Source organism: Haladaptatus halobius, assembly GCF_020618475.1.
Classification (GTDB): domain Archaea; phylum Halobacteriota; class Halobacteria; order Halobacteriales; family Haladaptataceae; genus Haladaptatus; species Haladaptatus halobius.
On record NZ_CP085339.1, the window covers coordinates 543,365 to 561,211 of the forward strand.

At 51.4% G+C, this 17,847-nt stretch carries 17 protein-coding genes; 4 read left to right on the forward strand and 13 right to left on the reverse strand.

Annotation, left to right across the window (positions count from 1 at the left end):
• Positions 1-329: 329 nt before the first annotated feature.
• Entirely contained in the window at positions 330-935 is a 606-nt protein-coding gene (locus LIW51_RS33135; protein ID WP_227379735.1) for a hypothetical protein, read from the reverse strand.
• Between the two features lie 51 nt (positions 936-986).
• Here LIW51_RS33135 and LIW51_RS33140 point away from each other — a divergent pair, with 51 nt between their 5' ends.
• A complete protein-coding gene (locus tag LIW51_RS33140; protein WP_227379736.1) occupies positions 987-1,439 on the forward strand; it encodes a DUF8008 family protein in 453 nt (150 codons plus the stop codon).
• An 884-nt stretch (positions 1,440-2,323) separates the two neighbouring features.
• Here the strand turns inward: LIW51_RS33140 and LIW51_RS33145 are convergent.
• The 4 genes from LIW51_RS33145 to LIW51_RS33160 form a co-directional block, all read right to left on the reverse strand.
• Entirely contained in the window at positions 2,324-2,617 is a 294-nt protein-coding gene (locus LIW51_RS33145) for a hypothetical protein (RefSeq protein ID WP_227379737.1), read from the reverse strand.
• 62 nt (positions 2,618-2,679) lie between these two features.
• On the reverse strand, positions 2,680-3,462 hold the full coding sequence (locus LIW51_RS33150; RefSeq protein WP_227379738.1) for a TrmB family transcriptional regulator: 783 nt from the start codon (positions 3,460-3,462) through the stop codon (positions 2,680-2,682).
• Positions 3,455-7,216 carry an MMPL family transporter gene (locus tag LIW51_RS33155; protein ID WP_227379739.1) on the reverse strand — a complete coding sequence of 1,254 codons (3,762 nt, stop codon included), beginning with the start codon at positions 7,214-7,216 and terminating at the stop codon, positions 3,455-3,457. Before LIW51_RS33155 ends, LIW51_RS33150 begins: the two co-directional genes overlap by 8 nt.
• Before the next feature lie 440 nt (positions 7,217-7,656).
• On the reverse strand, positions 7,657-8,151 hold the full coding sequence (locus LIW51_RS33160) for an SDR family NAD(P)-dependent oxidoreductase (protein WP_227379740.1): 495 nt from the start codon (positions 8,149-8,151) through the stop codon (positions 7,657-7,659).
• Here LIW51_RS33160 and LIW51_RS33165 point away from each other — a divergent pair.
• The gene (locus tag LIW51_RS33165; protein WP_227380079.1) at positions 8,117-8,503 is read left to right on the forward strand and encodes a hypothetical protein; all 387 of its coding nucleotides are present in this window, start codon (positions 8,117-8,119) and stop codon (positions 8,501-8,503) included. The two genes, LIW51_RS33160 and LIW51_RS33165, sit on opposite strands and share 35 nt — an antisense overlap.
• A 125-nt stretch (positions 8,504-8,628) precedes the next feature.
• On the opposite strand, the gene ddfA is transcribed toward LIW51_RS33165, so the two are convergent.
• The 4 genes from ddfA to LIW51_RS33180 all read right to left on the reverse strand — a co-directional run bounded on the left by ddfA (position 8,629) and on the right by LIW51_RS33180 (position 12,011).
• Entirely contained in the window at positions 8,629-8,913 is a 285-nt protein-coding gene (ddfA, locus tag LIW51_RS33170) for a DdfA family disk-determining factor (protein WP_368411890.1), read from the reverse strand.
• A gap of 177 nt (positions 8,914-9,090) precedes the next feature.
• Positions 9,091-9,411: a DUF7344 domain-containing protein gene (locus LIW51_RS40210; RefSeq protein ID WP_438267473.1), complete on the reverse strand. Its 321-nt coding sequence runs from the start codon at positions 9,409-9,411 to the stop codon at positions 9,091-9,093.
• 247 nt (positions 9,412-9,658) lie between these two features.
• Positions 9,659-11,758 carry a type B DNA-directed DNA polymerase gene (locus LIW51_RS33175; protein WP_227379741.1) on the reverse strand — a complete coding sequence of 700 codons (2,100 nt, stop codon included), beginning with the start codon at positions 11,756-11,758 and terminating at the stop codon, positions 9,659-9,661.
• Between the two features lie 4 nt (positions 11,759-11,762).
• Positions 11,763-12,011: a DUF8156 family protein gene (locus LIW51_RS33180; RefSeq protein ID WP_227379742.1), complete on the reverse strand. Its 249-nt coding sequence runs from the start codon at positions 12,009-12,011 to the stop codon at positions 11,763-11,765.
• Positions 12,012-12,778: 767 nt separating this feature from the next.
• Between LIW51_RS33180 and LIW51_RS33185 the strand changes: the two genes are divergently transcribed.
• The gene (locus tag LIW51_RS33185) at positions 12,779-13,213 is read left to right on the forward strand and encodes a HalOD1 output domain-containing protein (RefSeq protein ID WP_227379743.1); all 435 of its coding nucleotides are present in this window, start codon (positions 12,779-12,781) and stop codon (positions 13,211-13,213) included.
• Between the two features lie 453 nt (positions 13,214-13,666).
• Here LIW51_RS33185 and LIW51_RS40590 read toward each other — a convergent pair whose 3' ends face one another.
• Positions 13,667-14,110: a DUF7979 domain-containing protein gene (locus LIW51_RS40590; protein WP_497007412.1), complete on the reverse strand. Its 444-nt coding sequence runs from the start codon at positions 14,108-14,110 to the stop codon at positions 13,667-13,669.
• Between the two features lie 119 nt (positions 14,111-14,229).
• Positions 14,230-14,466, reverse strand: coding sequence for a hypothetical protein (locus tag LIW51_RS33190; RefSeq protein WP_227379744.1), 237 nt, complete (start codon positions 14,464-14,466; stop codon positions 14,230-14,232).
• Between the two features lie 470 nt (positions 14,467-14,936).
• Between LIW51_RS33190 and LIW51_RS33195 the strand changes: the two genes are divergently transcribed.
• The gene (locus LIW51_RS33195) at positions 14,937-15,236 is read left to right on the forward strand and encodes a hypothetical protein (RefSeq protein WP_227379745.1); all 300 of its coding nucleotides are present in this window, start codon (positions 14,937-14,939) and stop codon (positions 15,234-15,236) included.
• Positions 15,237-15,607: 371 nt separating this feature from the next.
• On the opposite strand, the gene LIW51_RS33200 is transcribed toward LIW51_RS33195, so the two are convergent.
• Both LIW51_RS33200 and LIW51_RS33205 read right to left on the reverse strand, forming a co-directional pair.
• The gene (locus LIW51_RS33200; RefSeq protein WP_255767667.1) at positions 15,608-15,880 is read right to left on the reverse strand and encodes a hypothetical protein; all 273 of its coding nucleotides are present in this window, start codon (positions 15,878-15,880) and stop codon (positions 15,608-15,610) included.
• Positions 15,881-16,331: 451 nt separating this feature from the next.
• Positions 16,332-17,573: a Cdc6/Cdc18 family protein gene (locus LIW51_RS33205; protein WP_227379746.1), complete on the reverse strand. Its 1,242-nt coding sequence runs from the start codon at positions 17,571-17,573 to the stop codon at positions 16,332-16,334.
• Positions 17,574-17,847 lie beyond the last annotated feature (274 nt).

The window sequence follows — 17,847 nt, forward strand, 5'->3', positions numbered from 1 at the left end:
ACATGCTACTGAGACACACCACTTGACGAAATCATACGACCGACGGACGATCATAGAGATGACCGCGGCGCGCGCGGTGCCGGCCGCACCTGCGGTGACGAATCGACTCAGACATCGACTGGCTCCGGTGACGAGTCCTCCTCGCAGGAAACTCCCTATCCCGCTGAGCGAGTAAGACGATAATGGCTGTAGGTATCAGCGAATTCCGAATCGAAGGCCGTGCAAGATACGTGTCTTGTATTCAACACGGCATCAGGAACGTATCACTGTATTTTTGGTTCTATGAAGATGCAGGCGTGCAACAGATCCCTCCTCTAAACTTGTACTCGTTAGAGAAATGATTTGCGGCTGATTTCTTCATGGCTCGAAAGAAATTGGTCAACGCGCTTCTCACGCCTGCCAAGCAGCGACAACACACTCGCTGCCGCACGCACGAGCAACTCCCGATAGAAGCCAGTATCATACTCGTCCAACTCCTCACTCGCCAACAGCACCCGCTCACGCGAGCGCTTTGCATCATCAGCTAATACATATGATATACTCTGACCAGGCGCACGCGCTAACCCCAAATCCGCCGCTCGCTCCAGCGCTGCCACACTTCGCGTGTAGTCTTCCCGCTTCTTCGAAACCCGATTCGTGATCACCAACTCACTCGGATCGACCGCCCCACACTCAAGGCGGTTAACCCACGACCGTAATTCCTCACAAACAACTTCTGGATCACAGAACTCATCCACTGCTCGAATCAATGCTTTCTGCGCTTCATCGATATACGACGGCGAACTCCGCTGGCGGCACTCAATGCCCCAATATTTGTACTCGTCTTCACCAGCGACCTTTCCGAAGTACTTCGTCAATGCCCCAGTATCCGAATCACGCAACGGAACGAACGCAATCCAATCATAGTAGGCTTCGTGTTCGAGCCAAATCTCCACTCGAAATTCGTCGCTGTTAGTATTTAATACTAACCAACGGCTTTTCGAGGGATGAGATTTTGCAACCAGAGCCATCTCTCGGAGGAGTCTCGACTTGCTCGCTATGACGATGAGATGCTCGCCTCCGTCACCAATCGCAAGCCCGACGAACTCGCGGGGAAAGCGTGGCGCGAACGTGATGAGGCTGGTCGCTATTCACTCTGGTCGAAAGGGAGCGGTGAGATCCGTGCCTACTTAGACGCTTCAGAGTTAGCTGAATGGATTCGGCTGAAAGAGTCCGGCGTGAGCAAAAAATATTCACAGGAACTTGCTCGCCGGACGATGGATGCGATGCACGAACTCTCGAATGGACGGCTCGGGAAGATCAACCGGCAACGATCCAAAGACGGGTTGAGCTACCAGGAAACGCGGCTCGTGTTGAAGGCAGACGTCGAACTCCCTGGTGAGATCACGGATAAGAACACGGACGATAATCCGACCACAGACGGGGTTGCCGGAGAGTAGCGTGGTCGGATCCAAATCACGCCCGAGAGGGATACAACTCTAACACGAACCTCAGCACAAACGCGGATATGGATGTCTCGAATTGACACAGTTCGGGACGGACGCCGGACGGCTACTCGTGAGTACAGCAGTTGTATCGGTGTCTATCGGCTGCTAGCTAGCGGGAGGGAGAGAGCTGGTACCGACCACCGTGTTTGTGGTCGGAGAAGCATGATTAGGTTAATTGAGATAGTCGCTGTTGAGCTAGCGATGACGATAGTATTCAGATACGGCGACAAGAAATCGAGTTTATAATTAATGGCGAGAACGGACTAGATGTGGCGAGCAAGACGGCCACTGGCTTGCTTACACAACCACGGTCAGCACCCTGCAGATCAACTGTGGGACAGGCCACAAATGTCTGCCCGAAATCCTCCCATCGAAGGAATAGGGGGAGAGTAGGCAGTCCCCGTCAATTGTACGACTGACGACGGTATTCTCGCATCGATACGCGAATCTTTGTTTCCAGCTGCCACCGCTTGCTGGGTAGCGGGTACACAAGCAGAACGGAAAACCGTTATCCGGTCGCCGCGATACCTATCTGGTATGGGATTACTTCAGGACGTTCTGTGCATCACGGGCATCAGGCACGACCACGGCGACGTGCACGGCGGGATGAAGCGCTGTCGGAACTGCGGGAACGTCGAGGAGACCGAGTAGCCCGCAGAACAGGCCGGGGGGCCACGCACGCGACGCCATCGAGGCAGGCTCGTCACACGATGTGGGCAGGAGCCTGCCCGTCAGGATCGAATTCGATGTCCTTATCGAGAGCCAGACGGCCACCTTTTCGCACGGGAGGGATCCATCGGGCGGTGGTTAGTTCGGCAGTTCCTTCCGCCCGGTCCTCACGCATGGCCAGCACGGAAGTCTCCGAGGCCATCGCAGTCACAGTCGTCTGAGTCGGCATCGTCTTCGTCCTCCGAGGGGAAGGCATCGAGCGTGCCATCGTCAGTCGCATTCTCAACGGCGGCCATGTGTTTGCAGTAGGCGTTGGCGGCGTTCCAACCCACGTCTCGCAGGTATCCCCTGTGTGAGAGGAGAGGATATCGACGCAAAACAATCCAGAGAACTCCGAGTCCTTCGCGGATAGGAGTAACGGCCGTGTGGCCCGGCCAGCACTGCGTCGGTGTGCAAACCATACATCTCCCAAACCACCACGCCTCCACGTGTGGGAAGCCCCACCGTTCACAGCGGGGGGAGGTCACACGTCGATATATTTCGAAAACCAGGTCTCCAGAAGGCCGATCAAAACACTCGCAAACCCAGTGCCATCACTCCAGAAGGCGATTTCGTTCTGCATCTCATCTTGGTGAACAGGAACGAGGACACTCATAAGAATAACGTCCGAGTCGATTGCTAAAACTCGCCCACTCCGATCGTCATCAGCATCCTCCGGCTTCATTGGGGAGTGGTGGGCTTCGAGACCGTGCTCTTCAAAATGCTCACAAACGGATGGATTTCCGCTCGTGATGAGAATATCAACACCAGCAGCTCTTGCATTCACAAGCGCATCAATCACGGGTTCGGGTACCATAGATAGGTCGCGAGCACCGAAAATAATCCGCTTATTCGCGTTGCTGATGAGTTGGGCAACGCGATCGTTGATCGTCTTTTGCCCTTTGATCGTCCAGATATCTTCTTGGGTCTCCGTTTCGTCGATCGGTTGTTGTTGCAGGGAACTGAGCGCATCGAAAGCACGATCTTGCTCACGTTCGAGTTGGGCCTGTAAATGTGCACGCGCTTCATCAAGCCCCACTGCCCGGAACTGCTGTGGGCTAGATTGCTGAACGTCCACTAGTCCCAACTCTTCCAACCCTTCAGCAGCACCATATACTTGTGAGCGAGGGACGTCGCTATTATTCGCGATCTCGCTTGCGGTCGCCTTTTCGATCGGCTGTAAGGCACAGAAGACTAATGCTTCATACTTTGAGAGTCCGAGCCGCTGGAGTGCGGCAGCCGCATCAGCCAGAGTTCCGTTAGTCATTTGTCGTACCTACATCATCGATAGTGGATTTATCTGCCGATTCAGAAGTCGTTGCACCACCAGGACCAAGATACCGGGTCCACAGTGCGAGAAGACTGGGAAGCACAAAGACACTCGCGAGGAACGAGTAGATGATTGTGAGCCCCGTGATGATGCCGAACTGCTGAAGCGGTGGCAAGATGGCGAACACAAGGACACCAAAGCCACCCACAGTAGTCGCCGCACTTCCGAGGAGTGCGCCACCAGTCCCAGTGACACTCTTGTGCATCGCAACCCATACAGACGCTTGCTCGTCGAGTTCGTGGATGTAGCGCTCGCTGAGGTGAATACTGTAGGCGATGCCCAGTCCCACAGTGAGACTGGTGATCAAGCCTGTGATCACGTTGAACGGGATCCCAAGGACGAACATCGTCCCAAGGATCCAGGACACACTGAACGCCACTGGAAGCATCGTGATGAACCCGAGCGTCGCACTCCCGTGCAGGAAGTAGTATGTGATCATCAGGAAGACGAACGTTGCACCAAGCGTGATCAGGAGACTCTCGATGACGGAGTTGAGCAGCTGATCCTGGACGATCTTGAAGATGATCGATTGGCCAGTTGCGACTGCGCTGAGACTACTACTCTGTTCGATAGTCCCTGCAACGGCTTTCATCTGCTTGCTGACGGCGTCATCGCTTGCACTGCCCTTAATCGAGACCGTCATATGGATCGCCTTGTACTGACCGTCGTCGGTGCGGTAGAGGACGCCTTTCGCTTGGTCTGGTGCAACCGTGTAGAGTTTGTCATAGACCGCCTTCAGATTGCGATCAGGGACGCCATCACCGTTGGTATCTGCATTCTCGAACGTTGTTTTGAACGAGTCGTTCTCCTCTACGACCGACTGCATGACCGAAAGCGGACTCTGGATATCCGGGTCACCACTCGACAGAACAACTGTCGAGTCTTTCTTCGCCGCCTCGTTTTCCGCTTTTTCGACTGTTTTGAGTGTAGTTGGCTGTGTTATATCCCCGCGTATCAGTATCGCTGCATTGGAATCCTGACGCAGGAAGTTGTTGTTCACGTATTCCAGCGAGGATTTCACTGTATACTCACCTGGAGCAAAGGGCTCTGGCAACTCGGTCATAACACCCGAGGGATTGCTCGCCAAGAAATCCTCCTGTGAGAAGCTGGTGTCGACTTGTGATGCACCAACACCGCCGAGCACGGTGAGTACCACCGCGATAGCGAGTACGATGCGTGGCGCCTTACGAGCTGCCGTTGCACCGCCAGCAAGCACCGCACCAAGCCGCCCACCGCTGGTCCCGAAGGCCCGGTTTTGCCGATCCCAGCCACGAGCTTCTAAGAATGAATCGAGCTCGATTTTGATAGCAGGAATCAGCACACCGAAGATGATCAGTGCAGCCATAATCCCAACCGAACTTACGATACCGAACTGCCGAATCGGGGGTACGTCACTGACAAGGTTCGAGAGGAACCCGATCACCGCAGTAACCGTTACGAGGATCAATGCGATACCCAGACTCGACAGCGTTTCCCTCATCGACGCTGTCACACCCTCAGTGCGGTCTCGCTCTTCGCGATGGCGCATGAAGACGTGAATGGCATAGTCAATCGACAGTCCGATGAGTAACACCGGAACTGCGATGAAGATCTGATTGAAGTTGATACCAGCCCAGCCCATGAAGCCGAACGTCCACATGAGGACGAGGGCGATACCGAAGAGTCCCAAAATAATATCGAGAAGATCCCGATAGGCAAATATCAGGACACCAAGGACGAAGATGATCGCCAGGGGCCCGACGATGAGGATACTGTCGCTCATCGACCGCTGGGTTTCATCGGAGATAATACCGCTCCCGAAGACAAGCACACTCGACTGCTTCGTGTCGAATTGTTCGTGTGCGATCGTCTGCATGGCGAGCTGTGAATTTGTGATGCGATCGCTCACCGTCTGACTACTAGTACTGCCGCCCTCCGCCTTTTGGGAGACAATGATCATCGTCGCATTCGCATCTGTGCTGCCAGCTTCATAGCTGGTAGGCATGAACGCGAAGACACCGCTGCCACCGGCACTGGAACCGCCAAAGCTGGCGTTTTCCGCGAGAACAGTCGTCGTTGCGTTGTGGATCTCCGACTGATTATGAGATTGAAGTATCGACAGCTGCTTGGAAAGCGTGAAATTGGTTTCGTTCTGGAGCTCTTGCTGATCGTTCTTCAGTTTTTGACCGTCCTCTTTCAGGGCTTCTTGAGCCTCTTTGAATTTGTCAAACCGGTTTTGTAACTGTTGCCCTTCCTCTTTGAGTTCTTCAGAATCGTTCTCCAATTCCTTTTGTGCTTCTTTCAGTTCTTCAGAATTTGCTTGGAGCTGCTGTGAATCTTCCTTGAGTTGTTGACCACGCTCATTGAGCTGTTGAGAGTCTTCTTCGAGCTCGGCCTGTTTTACCTGCAGTTCCTCTTTGTCCTGTTGGAGCTCACTAAAGGCGTCCTGTAGTTCCTTTCCTTCTTGTTGCAATTGCTCAGATTGTTCTTCGAGCTCGGCCTGTTCTGCTTGCAGTTGTTCGCCTTTCTCCCGCAGTTGTTTAGACTGCTCTTCGAGCTCCGCCTGGTCTGATTTGAGATCGGCTGCTTGCTGCTCGAGCTGTTGAGCATCTTCGGTGAGCTCCTGTTGATCCTGTTGGAGAGCAGCTGACTCATTCTCGAGTTGGGCTTGGTCAGCTTCTAATTGAGATTGTTTCTCGCGAAGGGAAGCAAGCTGTTGCTGGTATTCCGTATCGTTGAGAGTTCCATTTTGATGGGCCTCCTCGATCGTAGTCTGCCGTTCTTGCAACTCTTGACCCCGTGTGGCAAGCTCTTGCTGTGTCTGATTCAGTTCATCGGCACGCTCTTGCAACTCTGCTCTGCGCTGTTCGAGCTTAGCCTGGCTTTGATTGAGTTCTTGTGCGCGCTGTTGTAGCTCTTGGCCACGTTCTTGGAGCTGTGCTTTGCTCTCGTTGAGCTGTTTGGCTCGTTCTTGGAGCTCCTGGCCTTTTGCTTGCAGTTGTGCTTTGCTCTCATTGAGTTCGTCAGATCGCTGCTGGAGCTGTTGTGCACGCTCTTGGAGATCTTCACCTGCTTCTTTGAGTTTCTCACCGCGCTGCTGGAGCTCCTGCTTGCTCTCGTTGAGTTCGTTAGATCGTTGCTGGATCTTATCGCCACGCGCTTGCAACTCCTCACTGCGTTCTTTCAGACGTTCGCCCCGTTGTCGGAGTTCCTTCTTGCTCTCGTTGAGCTGCTCAGAGCGATTCTGAAGTTGCTTGCCCCACTCTGTAAGATTTTCTCGCCGTTGCTGGACATTCTCAGCTCGCGATTTGACTTCTTCGGCCTTATCTAGCTGAAAAATCGTCGTTGCGAGAACGTTTGCAATGCCAACTGTTGGTGTCTCATCTGTGAGAGTCTTATTGATCGTTCTATTATTTCTCAGTTTTCGCTGTAACTTAATCTGGTTGTGGAGAGACTCTTTAGACAGCGTATTATTATCTCGGACGATTACTTGGACACTCGTTGTGTTGTTCGAATCCGTCGAGAAATTTTCGTTAATATAACTCTGGGCCTTTGCTGCTTGGCTGCTATCGCTTTGGAAAGAGTCCAGAGAAGATGACTGGTCAACCATCGACGCACCCGATCCAAGAATCAACGAAAAGACAAGCAGCGCTACGATGAGTAGGCGACTGTGTTTGATGATTCCCGCACCAAGTAGATCAGACAACGACATCTCTGACACCTCTATTAATCCTTTGTAGTTGCGTTTGTAGTATTCTACTCACGGTTTTGTTGTTACTTAACTACTCACACCTTCCATCATATATCTTCCGATGATTGACGGCGACGGACGTAAATTGCGAATAAGTTGGATACGTGCCCACGAAGCTATCGCGGAGATAGCGAAGGGAGGACGCTGATTATAACGTTGTAATCACGGGGGTTCAGAGAACCTCCATTTCGGCGACGCCACCACCCGAGATCCACACCGCACTGCCGGTGAACCATGGTGGTACTAGTGTGTTGGCTATAGTGGAGTGCGTCTATTTCTGCGAAATGGAGGGGGTCGCGTTCGCGATCCCCCTCTATTATAACGGTATAATCGACAGCACTCACTAGAGAAAGTCAAGGGCAATACAATTGAGAACGTGCCGAAGTGCTGGAGCTGACGAATTAACAATTGGAGTATATCTTCCAGTCATCTGTCAGAGATGGTGTGATAGAGATAGAGTATCTATTCAGCAAATGAGACGAACCGCTCGGTGCCCTTTTTGACCATGTAGGGACTCGCTGGGGAAGACACAGCCCCACCTTGGTTTGCCAATCAGCGGTGATAACTCGGCTAGTTGATTCGATTTTTCCAGCCAGTTTCCGCCCGACATCCGCGGGATCACTCAACAGTGACTCCGGGTAGCCGAGTTCGGTTGCTGAACGAGTGCTCGACAGTGGAGGGTGCATCAGCGTACACGCTACATTCTCGTGTTGCAGTTCCAGCCGCAGGGACCGGACGAGTGCCTCGATTGCGCCTTTCGTTGAAGCGTATCCGGAGAGCCCAGGATGGCCGACGAGCCCTGCCCCGGAACTCACGTTGTGGATGATTCCCTCGTTCCGCTTGGAACGTGGTGAGATCCTCTTGCCTGGGAAAGAGGATTTCGAACTCCCAAGCATGGGAGTTATAGCCGTATGCACTCCTGATAATCGTTTCGGCAGCCGTGAATCCCTCAAAAAATTCGCCCTTAGGGGCACCCCAATTCAGAAGATAGAGACGGCGATCGTCAATCTGCTCAACATCGACAAGTTCTTGCACCTGTTCATGAGCACGAACGCGGTGTTCGAACTCATTGAAATCTATATTCCAGGCCCAAAACAAGGGGATGGCATTTGTTCCAACGGGGACGATTCGTTCGAATTCAATCTGGGTTTCTGTCCCTGCAGTAAGCAATCGACCAAGCGGGAAATCCGTCGCTTGGAGCGAGAGTTCCACAATAATTGCCATCAATTCATCTACTGTACAATCTGACCCATTATAGTATCTCTGGGAGAACGTGGTGCAGTGCAATTCTATTACAGCAGCAAGCTGTCGATAGTGGGAACTTTGGTCACTGGACAAGAAAAGCCGCTACTCCCTGCAATCCTTCTTCGTCTCTATCGATCTTCAGCCTCAACCTCAACGGTCCCGTCACTCGATACTGTCACCCAGTACCCTACATACTGAAACGAGATTTTGCCGTCTGGACGAGAGGACCCGTCTGCTCGAGACGCAAAAAGTGACTCAAGTGCTTCTGTGTTAATCACATTGTATAACGGTTTGAGTTCATCTCCTGACTGCTCGTCTGCCTCTGCAACCGTAGTGATAATTCGTTCAGTGAGAGAATCAGACATTCCAATTGTTGTCTGTCTACTCCCCATGGCTGGTGAATTCATTCCCATATGTCCCTCCTGTAAGAACCCCCACCTTGCATTGGCAAGGTGCTCTTAATGGGATGTTCCTGCTAACTCGGTCAACTGAAGCAGCCGGTAAATAACTAACGGGACATCATTGTACTTTAGCGCTCAAAAGTAATCACCAAGAGGATGTACCGCTAAATATTGTCCACCTAGTTATTCTTATTCTTGATACCGGTACATCTCTAAGAGAATCTCAAGATGATCACTACTATGATAGCGAATGGTCTGATTCCGTGAATCGTATTCGATTATGTTGTAATCAGCCAACTTCGGTAGGTGGCGTTGATGGAGATTTATTTGAAGACGTTCGCGAGTTGTAGTGACGTCTTGTGCAAGTCTGTCAACGAGTGTTGAGAGTGTGAATGCCTCTCCATTCATTGTCGAGAGGTGATAGAGGAGATAACGTCGATGTTGATTTGCGAGTATCTTAAAAAGCATATCGAATGAGGGTTCTGATGATTGCGGAGGGTCGATTGTCATTGTCTAGTCAATGAGGTGGAGGGAAAACGAACGTCAGTAGTGTTGTGTCTGATTCATGATTGTTAGTGTGGTAGGGGGGACTGATCTCCAATTCCGTCTGTTTTATTCCTGTAATCGCACTAATTTTAGTATTCCAGCTATTTAGGAATTATGGAAGAAGTATGGCTAAAGAAGAGACAGTCTAATTGTGTAAGTTGAGTTTTGGAATACTGGTAGAATATCTTAATGAAGACCTTTTATTCGATTGTCAACTGAATGATCGTAAGCTCGGCTCAGTGTACTGCCCTAACTCGTCCTCGATATCCGATTCACGCCACCCAAGCGGCGATAACACACTCGCTGCTGTACGAACTAGCAATTCCCGATAAAACTCAGTATCATACTCGGTTAGCTCTTCACTTGCCAACCTCACTCGATCTCGCGACCGCTTTGTATCGTCGACCACTACATACGACACACTCAGTCCAGGTGCACGCGTCAACCCCAAATCAGCAGCTCGCTCCAGTGCCGCCACACTCCGCGTCGACTGCGTGTAGTCCTTCCGTTGCTTCGAAACACGATTCGTGATCACCAACTCACTCGGATCAACCGCCCCACGCTCAAGGCGGTCAACCCACAACCGCAATTCCTCACAAACTGATTCTGGATCTCGATACTCATCGACTGCTCGAATCAACGCTTTCTGCGCATCATCGATATACGACGGCGAACTTCGCTGCCGACACTCGATGCCCCGATATTTGTATTCATCCTTCTCAGCGACCTTTCCGAAGTACTTCGTCAATGCACCAGCGTCTGAATCGCGCAACGGAACGAACGCAATCCAGTCGTAGTGCGCTTCGTGTTCGAGTCGAATCTCCACCTGCCTAGAAATCTCCGATGCAAGCTCCGAAAGTGACGTCTGTTCCTCGCCTTCAATCGGAGTCACCCACACGCTATCGACGATGCCATGCACAATTCGCCACCCATGCTCCTCAAGTACGGCTTTCGTATCCAACAATATTTCCCGAGCATACGCGTTGATCGCCTCGTGGCACTCAATTCGCCCGAATTTTGCATTCGAAAAGCCCTGATAGCCGAAACACGAGACCAAAATCCACTTGATTGCACTCGATTGCCCTTCCAACTCATCGCGACGATCCTCGTCCTCAGTTGCTCGAATCTTGGCTTTGATCGCATTCCGATCCTCGATCAACGGCTCAAGCACGTCCGGAAGATAGCCACGTTCGTCGCAAATCGAGTAGCCAATCCCCGGCACGTCCTCTCGACCAGCGTGACATTCACATCGAATCTTCTCTGGGCTCACATTCCGCGTGTCGATGATATTCGGATATAACGAGGAGAAATCGAGTTCGTGGACGTCCTCGTGCAACCCGACGTCCGGTGCAAAGGTGAACCCACCCCTATCGGCATCGTGGAGCTGGCGCATCGTTTTGAATTTCTCGTGGCGCCATGAGTGCCATGGGACAAGCACGTCTCGCTCCCGTGCCTCCTGTATCTGAATCCCAGTGAGGATATTCCCGATCGACGACCACGCCAACTCTTGGAGTGGTTTCCCCGATTGCTCGACGAGATACAGGCAGCCATCGAGATTCGTCTGTTTCCACATGAACGTATTCGAGCCGTCGATGATCACCCGACCGGGGAGATTGTACCGTGCTGGTGAGTGCCCGACTTGGCCATAGCTTTCGTACGTTGATTCGCCCGCCAACTGCTGCCATCCTGACCGTCGTCCAAGCTGAAATTCCACATCAAACCGCTCGGCCTGCTGGAAAAGAACTGGAATGAGGTCGCTGGTGTTCAGGAAGAGAATATCCGGATCAACTGACTCAATACGATCCGACAGCGTTGCTAACACGCCTTCGCCACTCCCAGTTACAATCTCATCGTCGATCGTTAGTTCTGTAACCCTCTCACTCGCGAGTTCCGTCTCCGAGACGGCAATCTGCATCTGCGAGAGTTCGTGGTTCGGAAGCGGATCAATCTCCTCTTCGAGACAGTAGCGGAACTCCCGCGAGAAGTCGACGTTGTAGCAGCGATACTCACCGGGTGAGCCCCACTTGCTCACCATCCCTGCCACTGAATTCACCGCGTTGAGGTCGATCACATCCACTTGGAGCACTTGTTCAGGCTCATGCTGGAAGCTCACGCGTTCATCAACAACAGCAACCTGCACAACGGCAGGATGGTCACGGAGTTCAGCATGTGCCGTGGAAAACTCACCGTCATCATTCACCGACACGTAGATTGTCGGTGTATACGATTCATCCACCTCGCAGTTTAGCCCCGTCTCAGTTAGTGACCAGGTGAGCACGTCGCCATCAACGTAGTCGATTTTGTACACCATCGCCTCATCCCTGACTGTTTAAGTCGTCCTCTATGTGATCGAGCCGATCATCCAAGTCGTCGAGTTGTCGCTGCTGTTCGAGTAGAATCGAGATGAGGATCGGTGTCTCGACGAACAGGGGCTTGTGAACTGTACTGGGGTCGGTATGCAACTGGGCATATTCAAAGAGTCGATCAAATACCTCTTGATCAGTCGATCGAAGCGCACGTCGATATTCGTCCCATCCTGTTTCGATTTGGTTGGTGTGGCTCATTGCAGGTAGACACGACCACCGAGGTACCCTTAGGCAAGCCAGGGTCGCTTCCAAATATTCCAATACAGGAAATATCGATAGTAATCGGTATGGGTGTCAGTCGTGCTGGTCGCCACACTGGAGAAAGAAAATACTCTGATCACTCGCTAATTTCGATCAGTCCACTGCATCGATAGAAGCCCGCTAGAAATTCCAGGTATCCCTGAAATTTGGCCAGGTTGAATCCTATATTCCATTCGTAAAATCTCGATGAGGGCGTGATGATATCTAATGAATCGGTCGATGAACCTGTGGTGAATTTCACATCGCTTCTAGGGCTGTTTGAAGGCGGTTGTAGATTGTTCAATACCTCCTAAGTTGACGGCGTTGTGCCCGAATCTGCTATAGTTAGTCACGATTCGAGTTACCAAACAGTGATCGCGAGATTCAATACGTGCCATCTGTTTCCGATTCGGATTTCCGAAACCCTGCTTCTCGACAGACAAGCACTGAATAACAGAACTTACACAACCTGTCGGAAAGGAGGCTAGGGAGGGAAAGTCAGCTCTCACGACCAGCCACGGCGACACTGTCGGGTGATGACGCCAGACTGTGTCGTCGTGCTGGCCTCTGGTGAGAGCGTATCTCCACTAACGGCATCGAGGATAAAATAAGTACGTCAGATATAGATTGATTTTATTATACTATTCCATCAAACAATCCCATATAACTTTTATTGGTCTCGATTTTAGCATTGTTTTCTTTCGATTGAGTGAATTCTGCAGTAAGTGGCCGTTACTCAACTAGCTGGAGGGCTAAGAGTAAGTATGAACAGCGACACAACGAGAGTCAAAACGACCAGCTGGTTTGGCTCCACCACAGAGCACTCTGGACCGAGTCCACCACCTCAATATACATTGATCGCCTACGAGACGATTGACCTCGAATCATCGACTTCGGAGCTGGTTATAAGTGTCGTTGAGGCACTCATTGACGTGATGGAGCCGGCAGCCGGCCAAACGACGCTCACGCTATATGAATATATGAATCCAGATGCGCTCGAAGACATCATCGAAGCAAGTACATCGAAAAAGAGCGACGTCGAAGTCCGATTTGCGATTGAAAACTATCTTGTCACCGTTCGGAGCAACAACACCGTTCTCATCTACGAACCGGTTGGAGTACAACGGGAAACTGATAGAAACTCATGCCCGGCTAGTTGACCAGGATCAGCAGGGTGAGGTAGTTCACTCTCGTGTTTGTTCGGCAATTGCCCGGACGGCGTGTTCGAAGTAATCGCGGTCAGTCTACATGAATAGACGGTCGTTCCGTTCGAGGAGTTCGAAGAGTTTCGCGATCATCGCATCGTACCTCTCGCGTTCTAAGTCGTGATCGATCGAGAAATCTTCGTAATCTCGTTTTGCAACATACGTCTCGCGTAACGGGAGTTCGCCAAGCTCAAGCTCATGACCACCATCATTATCTTCAGCAATAAGAACAGGATAGTCGATGAGAGTGAGAGTATAGCGAAATTTGAGGTAGAAATTCTCCCAATTATCATTCGCTGAGTCAAGGTCGTCAAGAAGAATTGCGACAGACTGTGGATTTGGCTCTGTTGAAACCCTTAGAGTATAACAGGAGTAGCGTGCTGAATACAGAGGGTGTAACTACTCCTCTCAAGCGGGAGTATCTACAATCAGTGACTTGCGCTTCACAGTGAATTGCGTTAGAGCGAACAATATACCCCCAGTAACAGCCACACTGATACCGAATACTAACGGAATCGTAGTCAGTGTCGTCGGGTCATATGTCCATTCAAACGTATAGACATCACCCTTGTACTGGACAGCGTGGTCAGCGAATGTCGTCAATACACGGCCTTCGGCAGGTGCAGCTCCACCATCCTTCACTCGGTCAAACACACCTTTTTCTGTCGATGATAGACTAGAATACAAAATGGGTGACTCATCTGTCGCAGCGCTAACTTGGTCGACCTGAACCATATACGGAGTTGAATTGATCTCTCCGTATGCAGCAAAACCAGTAATCGCAATTCCACCGAGAAACAGTCCGAGGCTGACGACGTACAGTCCGAGACGGAGTCGGGGGGACAAATTCATACCCCGTATTAGTTAATGGCTTATATAAGTGCTTTCACGAAACTATCTCCTTGGTCGATAAACTTGCGCTTTCCAGAGCCTGACGATCAGGTGTGGTCTCACTAACGAAACTGACCTCGTTATTCAGGTCCGTAATCAGTGAGTCGGAGCTTCCCCTCGACCTCATAGAGGTGGCCTTTCATGTAGAGGCGTTCGACGATATCCTTGGCAGTAGGCCGCTCAAGATCTTCTTCCGCCTTGAGAACTGTATATGCTTCTTCATAGGTGAGCTCCCCTTCGCTTGGAGCTGCAGCTGTAAGCGCGTCTAATGCCTCTTGTGCAAGAGGAGTAAGTGGCGATGTGCCATCAGAGACCATCGGTATAACTGAATCTGAGTTCGCGGTAAGTAAATCCTCGGGCGACGTCCCTTCGTGCCTCTTTTTCTCACTGCGACAAGGGGAGTAAGCACACGGCGTGGGATGGTGGGTTTGAGATGAGTACGAAGGCCCACACCGCCTACTGGGATCACTGACTGCATTCACTACTTGAGACGCGATGGATAAAGTCGTAAGCTAACCAGAGCGGGAGTGAAACTAACCACAGACACACGTACTCCAGAGAATCCACGTCTCCAAACTACCCTTCGACGATTGAACGGTACTTCCCTTAGATGAGCACACAACTGACGAGGCGAACAGCTATGGATTAGCATGTTATGCTAACCACCAATGCCAAATAAGATCAAACGGTCTGACGACGGACTTGCCCTCCAAGTCACCAAACCTGCATGAGCAGTAGAACTCGTCGAAGACACCGACGATGAGATCACTTATCTTGCAAAATCCGTGTGTTTGCGTTTGACGATCTTCTTCTGGCCATCGGCAGTGACCGCATTACCGATGAGCACATCGTCGAACTCGCAACAACAGCGGCCCGCGATACAATCTCGATCCATCGAGTGACAGACGCTTCACTCCAAATCGCGGGCAATGGCTATCAAGTGCAACTCCCGGGTGCTGCAGACGCAGGATTTCGCGTCGGTGATCGAGTGCCCTGTACGCCAGCGCCGAATATACTCGTCATCGTAGCAGCGGGATCTGAACGAGTGGCGGCGGACATAGTAACGATTCGAAAAGAGCAAATCTAGAACCAACCATGCATTGATTAGTGTGCCATATTAACTTCATGCTCTCTATCACGGTATACAACAGTCTTGGAAAGCGGTACGCGAGAGCTGAAGTTTACTAGATTAACCCAGAGACAGCTTCCATATTCGTCTCGCATAGTAGACGTAAATCTGGAAACCATGGGCCGAGAACTGCTCAAGCAGTCGCAGCACTCACCACTTGAAGCTCGAATGAAAGCATTTCTCGACGACCATCAGGCTCCAGACGATCTGAAGGAAACACGAAATCACGTAGCCGCAGGTACTTCCGTTTCTGATCTTGTCTCAGAAGACCGCGATGAGCGATTCAAAGTACGAATAGCCGTTCTACTTTTTCGATACCTCTGCCCTTGTCAGCTACCCACCGTTGAAGCGATGGGCTTGTCGGAGGACTCCCATTCGGCCGGCACCGGCGTGTTGGACGCCACTTCAGTAGCGTTCACGGTCATCCCCCCCGACTTCAGGGCGTACTGACTGAACGCCCCTCCAGCAGGGGACTTCTGCCCCTGCTGAAGCTTGTGGGCGAGCTTCCGTGCGATGTTTTTCGCCGCGTTATTATCCGCGTTCGCCTCGTAAGAACAATCCAGACACACTAACTGTTGCCCGTCGCGGTTTTCTTCGAGCATACAGCCGCATTTCGAGCATTTGTTGACTCGTGTACTACCGGTTCACCGTCTCCGCAACGATGCCGTACTCCTCGGCCTTGTACGCGACTGGTTCTTGCAGCGCGTTGAATGCCCACTGCTGGAACTTCTTGCCGTCGCTGATGTGGTCTCGAATCTACTCTAGATTCTCAAACGCAATGCGGGTACAGTCGTGGTGACGAGCTTCAGTCACAATTTCTTTCGAAACGCGGTGGAGGTAGTCGCGACTCCACCTGCTGAACTTGTCACCGATACGCTGGTAGGTGAGGTGGGCACTTCGCGTGTCGGTTTGATGGAGGCTGACGCGGCACTTCTCAAACTCGCGGCGCTGGTGGTCCATGTAATCGGGACAAGAATGCAAAGAACGCAATGAAGGAGTGGAACGCAAAGAACAAGTTGAAAAAGGGCTCACTCAAGAAGTGGAGATAGATCGCTATTCGTCAATTGATGAGAGGAAATCGCTAATGCGAGAATCTTGTTCGAGCACGGATTTGACGATATCTGGTTCTTCGAGGAGACGGTGTTTTGCGTGAACCCCTTGGCCACGCCCACGCCCTCGACGCTCTGATTGAATCACATTCAAGAAATCATGCTCTTTTAAAATCTCTTGAGTACGGCGTTCAGAGAGCATATCGAGACCAGTGCCACGTGCAATCTGTTGATATCGGCGATAAATTTCCTTCGTAGAGAATTCATCTGCTTGTTTGGACTCAGTGAGGTTGGTAAGCGCCAATAGAATCGTTTTTGCTTGTGTCGGAGCGCCAGCGATTAACTCGGCAAATCGGTCGGCTTCCGTCTTTTTCTTCGCCTGGCGAACGTGCTCATCAGTTACGGGGACAGTATCTGATTGAGTTGCAATGCGGCCAGCGTTTCGAAGAATATCGATCGCTTTGCGGGCATCCCCGTGTTCTTGTGCCGCAAGAGCTGCGGTGAGTGGAATGACATCGCCTTCGAGAACACCCTCACGAAAAGCATCACGACGGTTCTCGAGGATATCGACGAGCTGCGTTGCATCGTAGGCGGGGAAGACTAGTTCATCGCGAGCAAAACTGGATTTGACGCGTTCACCGAGTTCGTCAGCGAAATTGATCTTATTTGATATTCCGATAATGCCGATATTCGATTCAGAGATTTGCTGATTTTCTCCCGCACGTGATAGCTTCCGAAGAACCTCGTCGTCCTCAAGAAGATCGATTTCATCGAGGATGAGAATCGCAACGTCACAGCATGAATCGAGAACGCTCCACAAACGCCGATAATAATCACCAGTGGCGAGCCCCCGTTCAGGGATTGTGATGTTACTTTGAGTCGGATCGTTAAGTTCACGCCCGATAGTCTTGACGACGCCAGCTTCGGTATTCTGTTCACCACAATCAATGTAGGCCGCTTTCACAGTGACATCGTCACGCTGCGCTTCTTGGATAACACGTTCAGTAACACTCCGCGAAATCAAACTCTTCCCTGTCCCGGTTTCACCAAAAATGAGAAGATGCGTTGGCTCTCGGCCGAAAATGGCAGGATTGAGCGCCTCTGCAACCTGCTTCATATGCTCATCTCGACCAACGATTCGATCTGAGCCAGGGATATGCTTGATCTTCAAAAGCTCTTCTCGAGCGAAGACCGGGTCATCGTACCGAAAGAGTGGATCGCGGTCGTCTAACTCATCGGAAACCATGGAATTGACTACTACATCTTTCTCATTCGTAATAAAGGCGGGGGAGTCGCGGATGTAAGTCGGAGGAAATTACCACTCCTAGTCCATCGGAATCGCGGTTTGTGATTTCACGGAGATTAGGTGGCATCGCGGATGAAGTTCCGAGAAAATAGTCAGTAAACGTCGTGTCGGACACCTACGCCGCGGATGTAAAAGCAGGAAAGAACGGTGATAGATGACTCATACCGGTCTTCTGTTGATCACTCGTTCCCTTAGAACTTCCCAGAGCACACAC

Excerpts from the sequence above, each read along its gene's own strand:
- LIW51_RS33140 (WP_227379736.1), top strand. The coding sequence starts at position 987 with ATGAGATTTTGCAACCAGAGCCATCTCTCGGAGGAGTCTCGACTTGCT.
- LIW51_RS33145 (WP_227379737.1), bottom strand. The coding sequence starts at position 2,617 with ATGGTTTGCACACCGACGCAGTGCTGGCCGGGCCACACGGCCGTTACT.
- LIW51_RS33150 (WP_227379738.1), bottom strand. The coding sequence starts at position 3,462 with ATGACTAACGGAACTCTGGCTGATGCGGCTGCCGCACTCCAGCGGCTC.
- LIW51_RS33155 (WP_227379739.1), bottom strand. The coding sequence starts at position 7,216 with ATGTCGTTGTCTGATCTACTTGGTGCGGGAATCATCAAACACAGTCGC.
- LIW51_RS33160 (WP_227379740.1), bottom strand. The coding sequence starts at position 8,151 with ATGCTTGGGAGTTCGAAATCCTCTTTCCCAGGCAAGAGGATCTCACCA.
- ddfA (WP_368411890.1), bottom strand. The coding sequence starts at position 8,913 with ATGGGAATGAATTCACCAGCCATGGGGAGTAGACAGACAACAATTGGA.
- LIW51_RS40210 (WP_438267473.1), bottom strand. The coding sequence starts at position 9,411 with ATGACAATCGACCCTCCGCAATCATCAGAACCCTCATTCGATATGCTT.
- LIW51_RS33175 (WP_227379741.1), bottom strand. The coding sequence starts at position 11,758 with ATGGTGTACAAAATCGACTACGTTGATGGCGACGTGCTCACCTGGTCA.
- LIW51_RS33180 (WP_227379742.1), bottom strand. The coding sequence starts at position 12,011 with ATGAGCCACACCAACCAAATCGAAACAGGATGGGACGAATATCGACGT.
- LIW51_RS40590 (WP_497007412.1), bottom strand. The coding sequence starts at position 14,110 with ATGAATTTGTCCCCCCGACTCCGTCTCGGACTGTACGTCGTCAGCCTC.
- LIW51_RS33190 (WP_227379744.1), bottom strand. The coding sequence starts at position 14,466 with ATGGTCTCTGATGGCACATCGCCACTTACTCCTCTTGCACAAGAGGCA.
- LIW51_RS33200 (WP_255767667.1), bottom strand. The coding sequence starts at position 15,880 with ATGCTCGAAGAAAACCGCGACGGGCAACAGTTAGTGTGTCTGGATTGT.
- LIW51_RS33205 (WP_227379746.1), bottom strand. The coding sequence starts at position 17,573 with ATGGTTTCCGATGAGTTAGACGACCGCGATCCACTCTTTCGGTACGAT.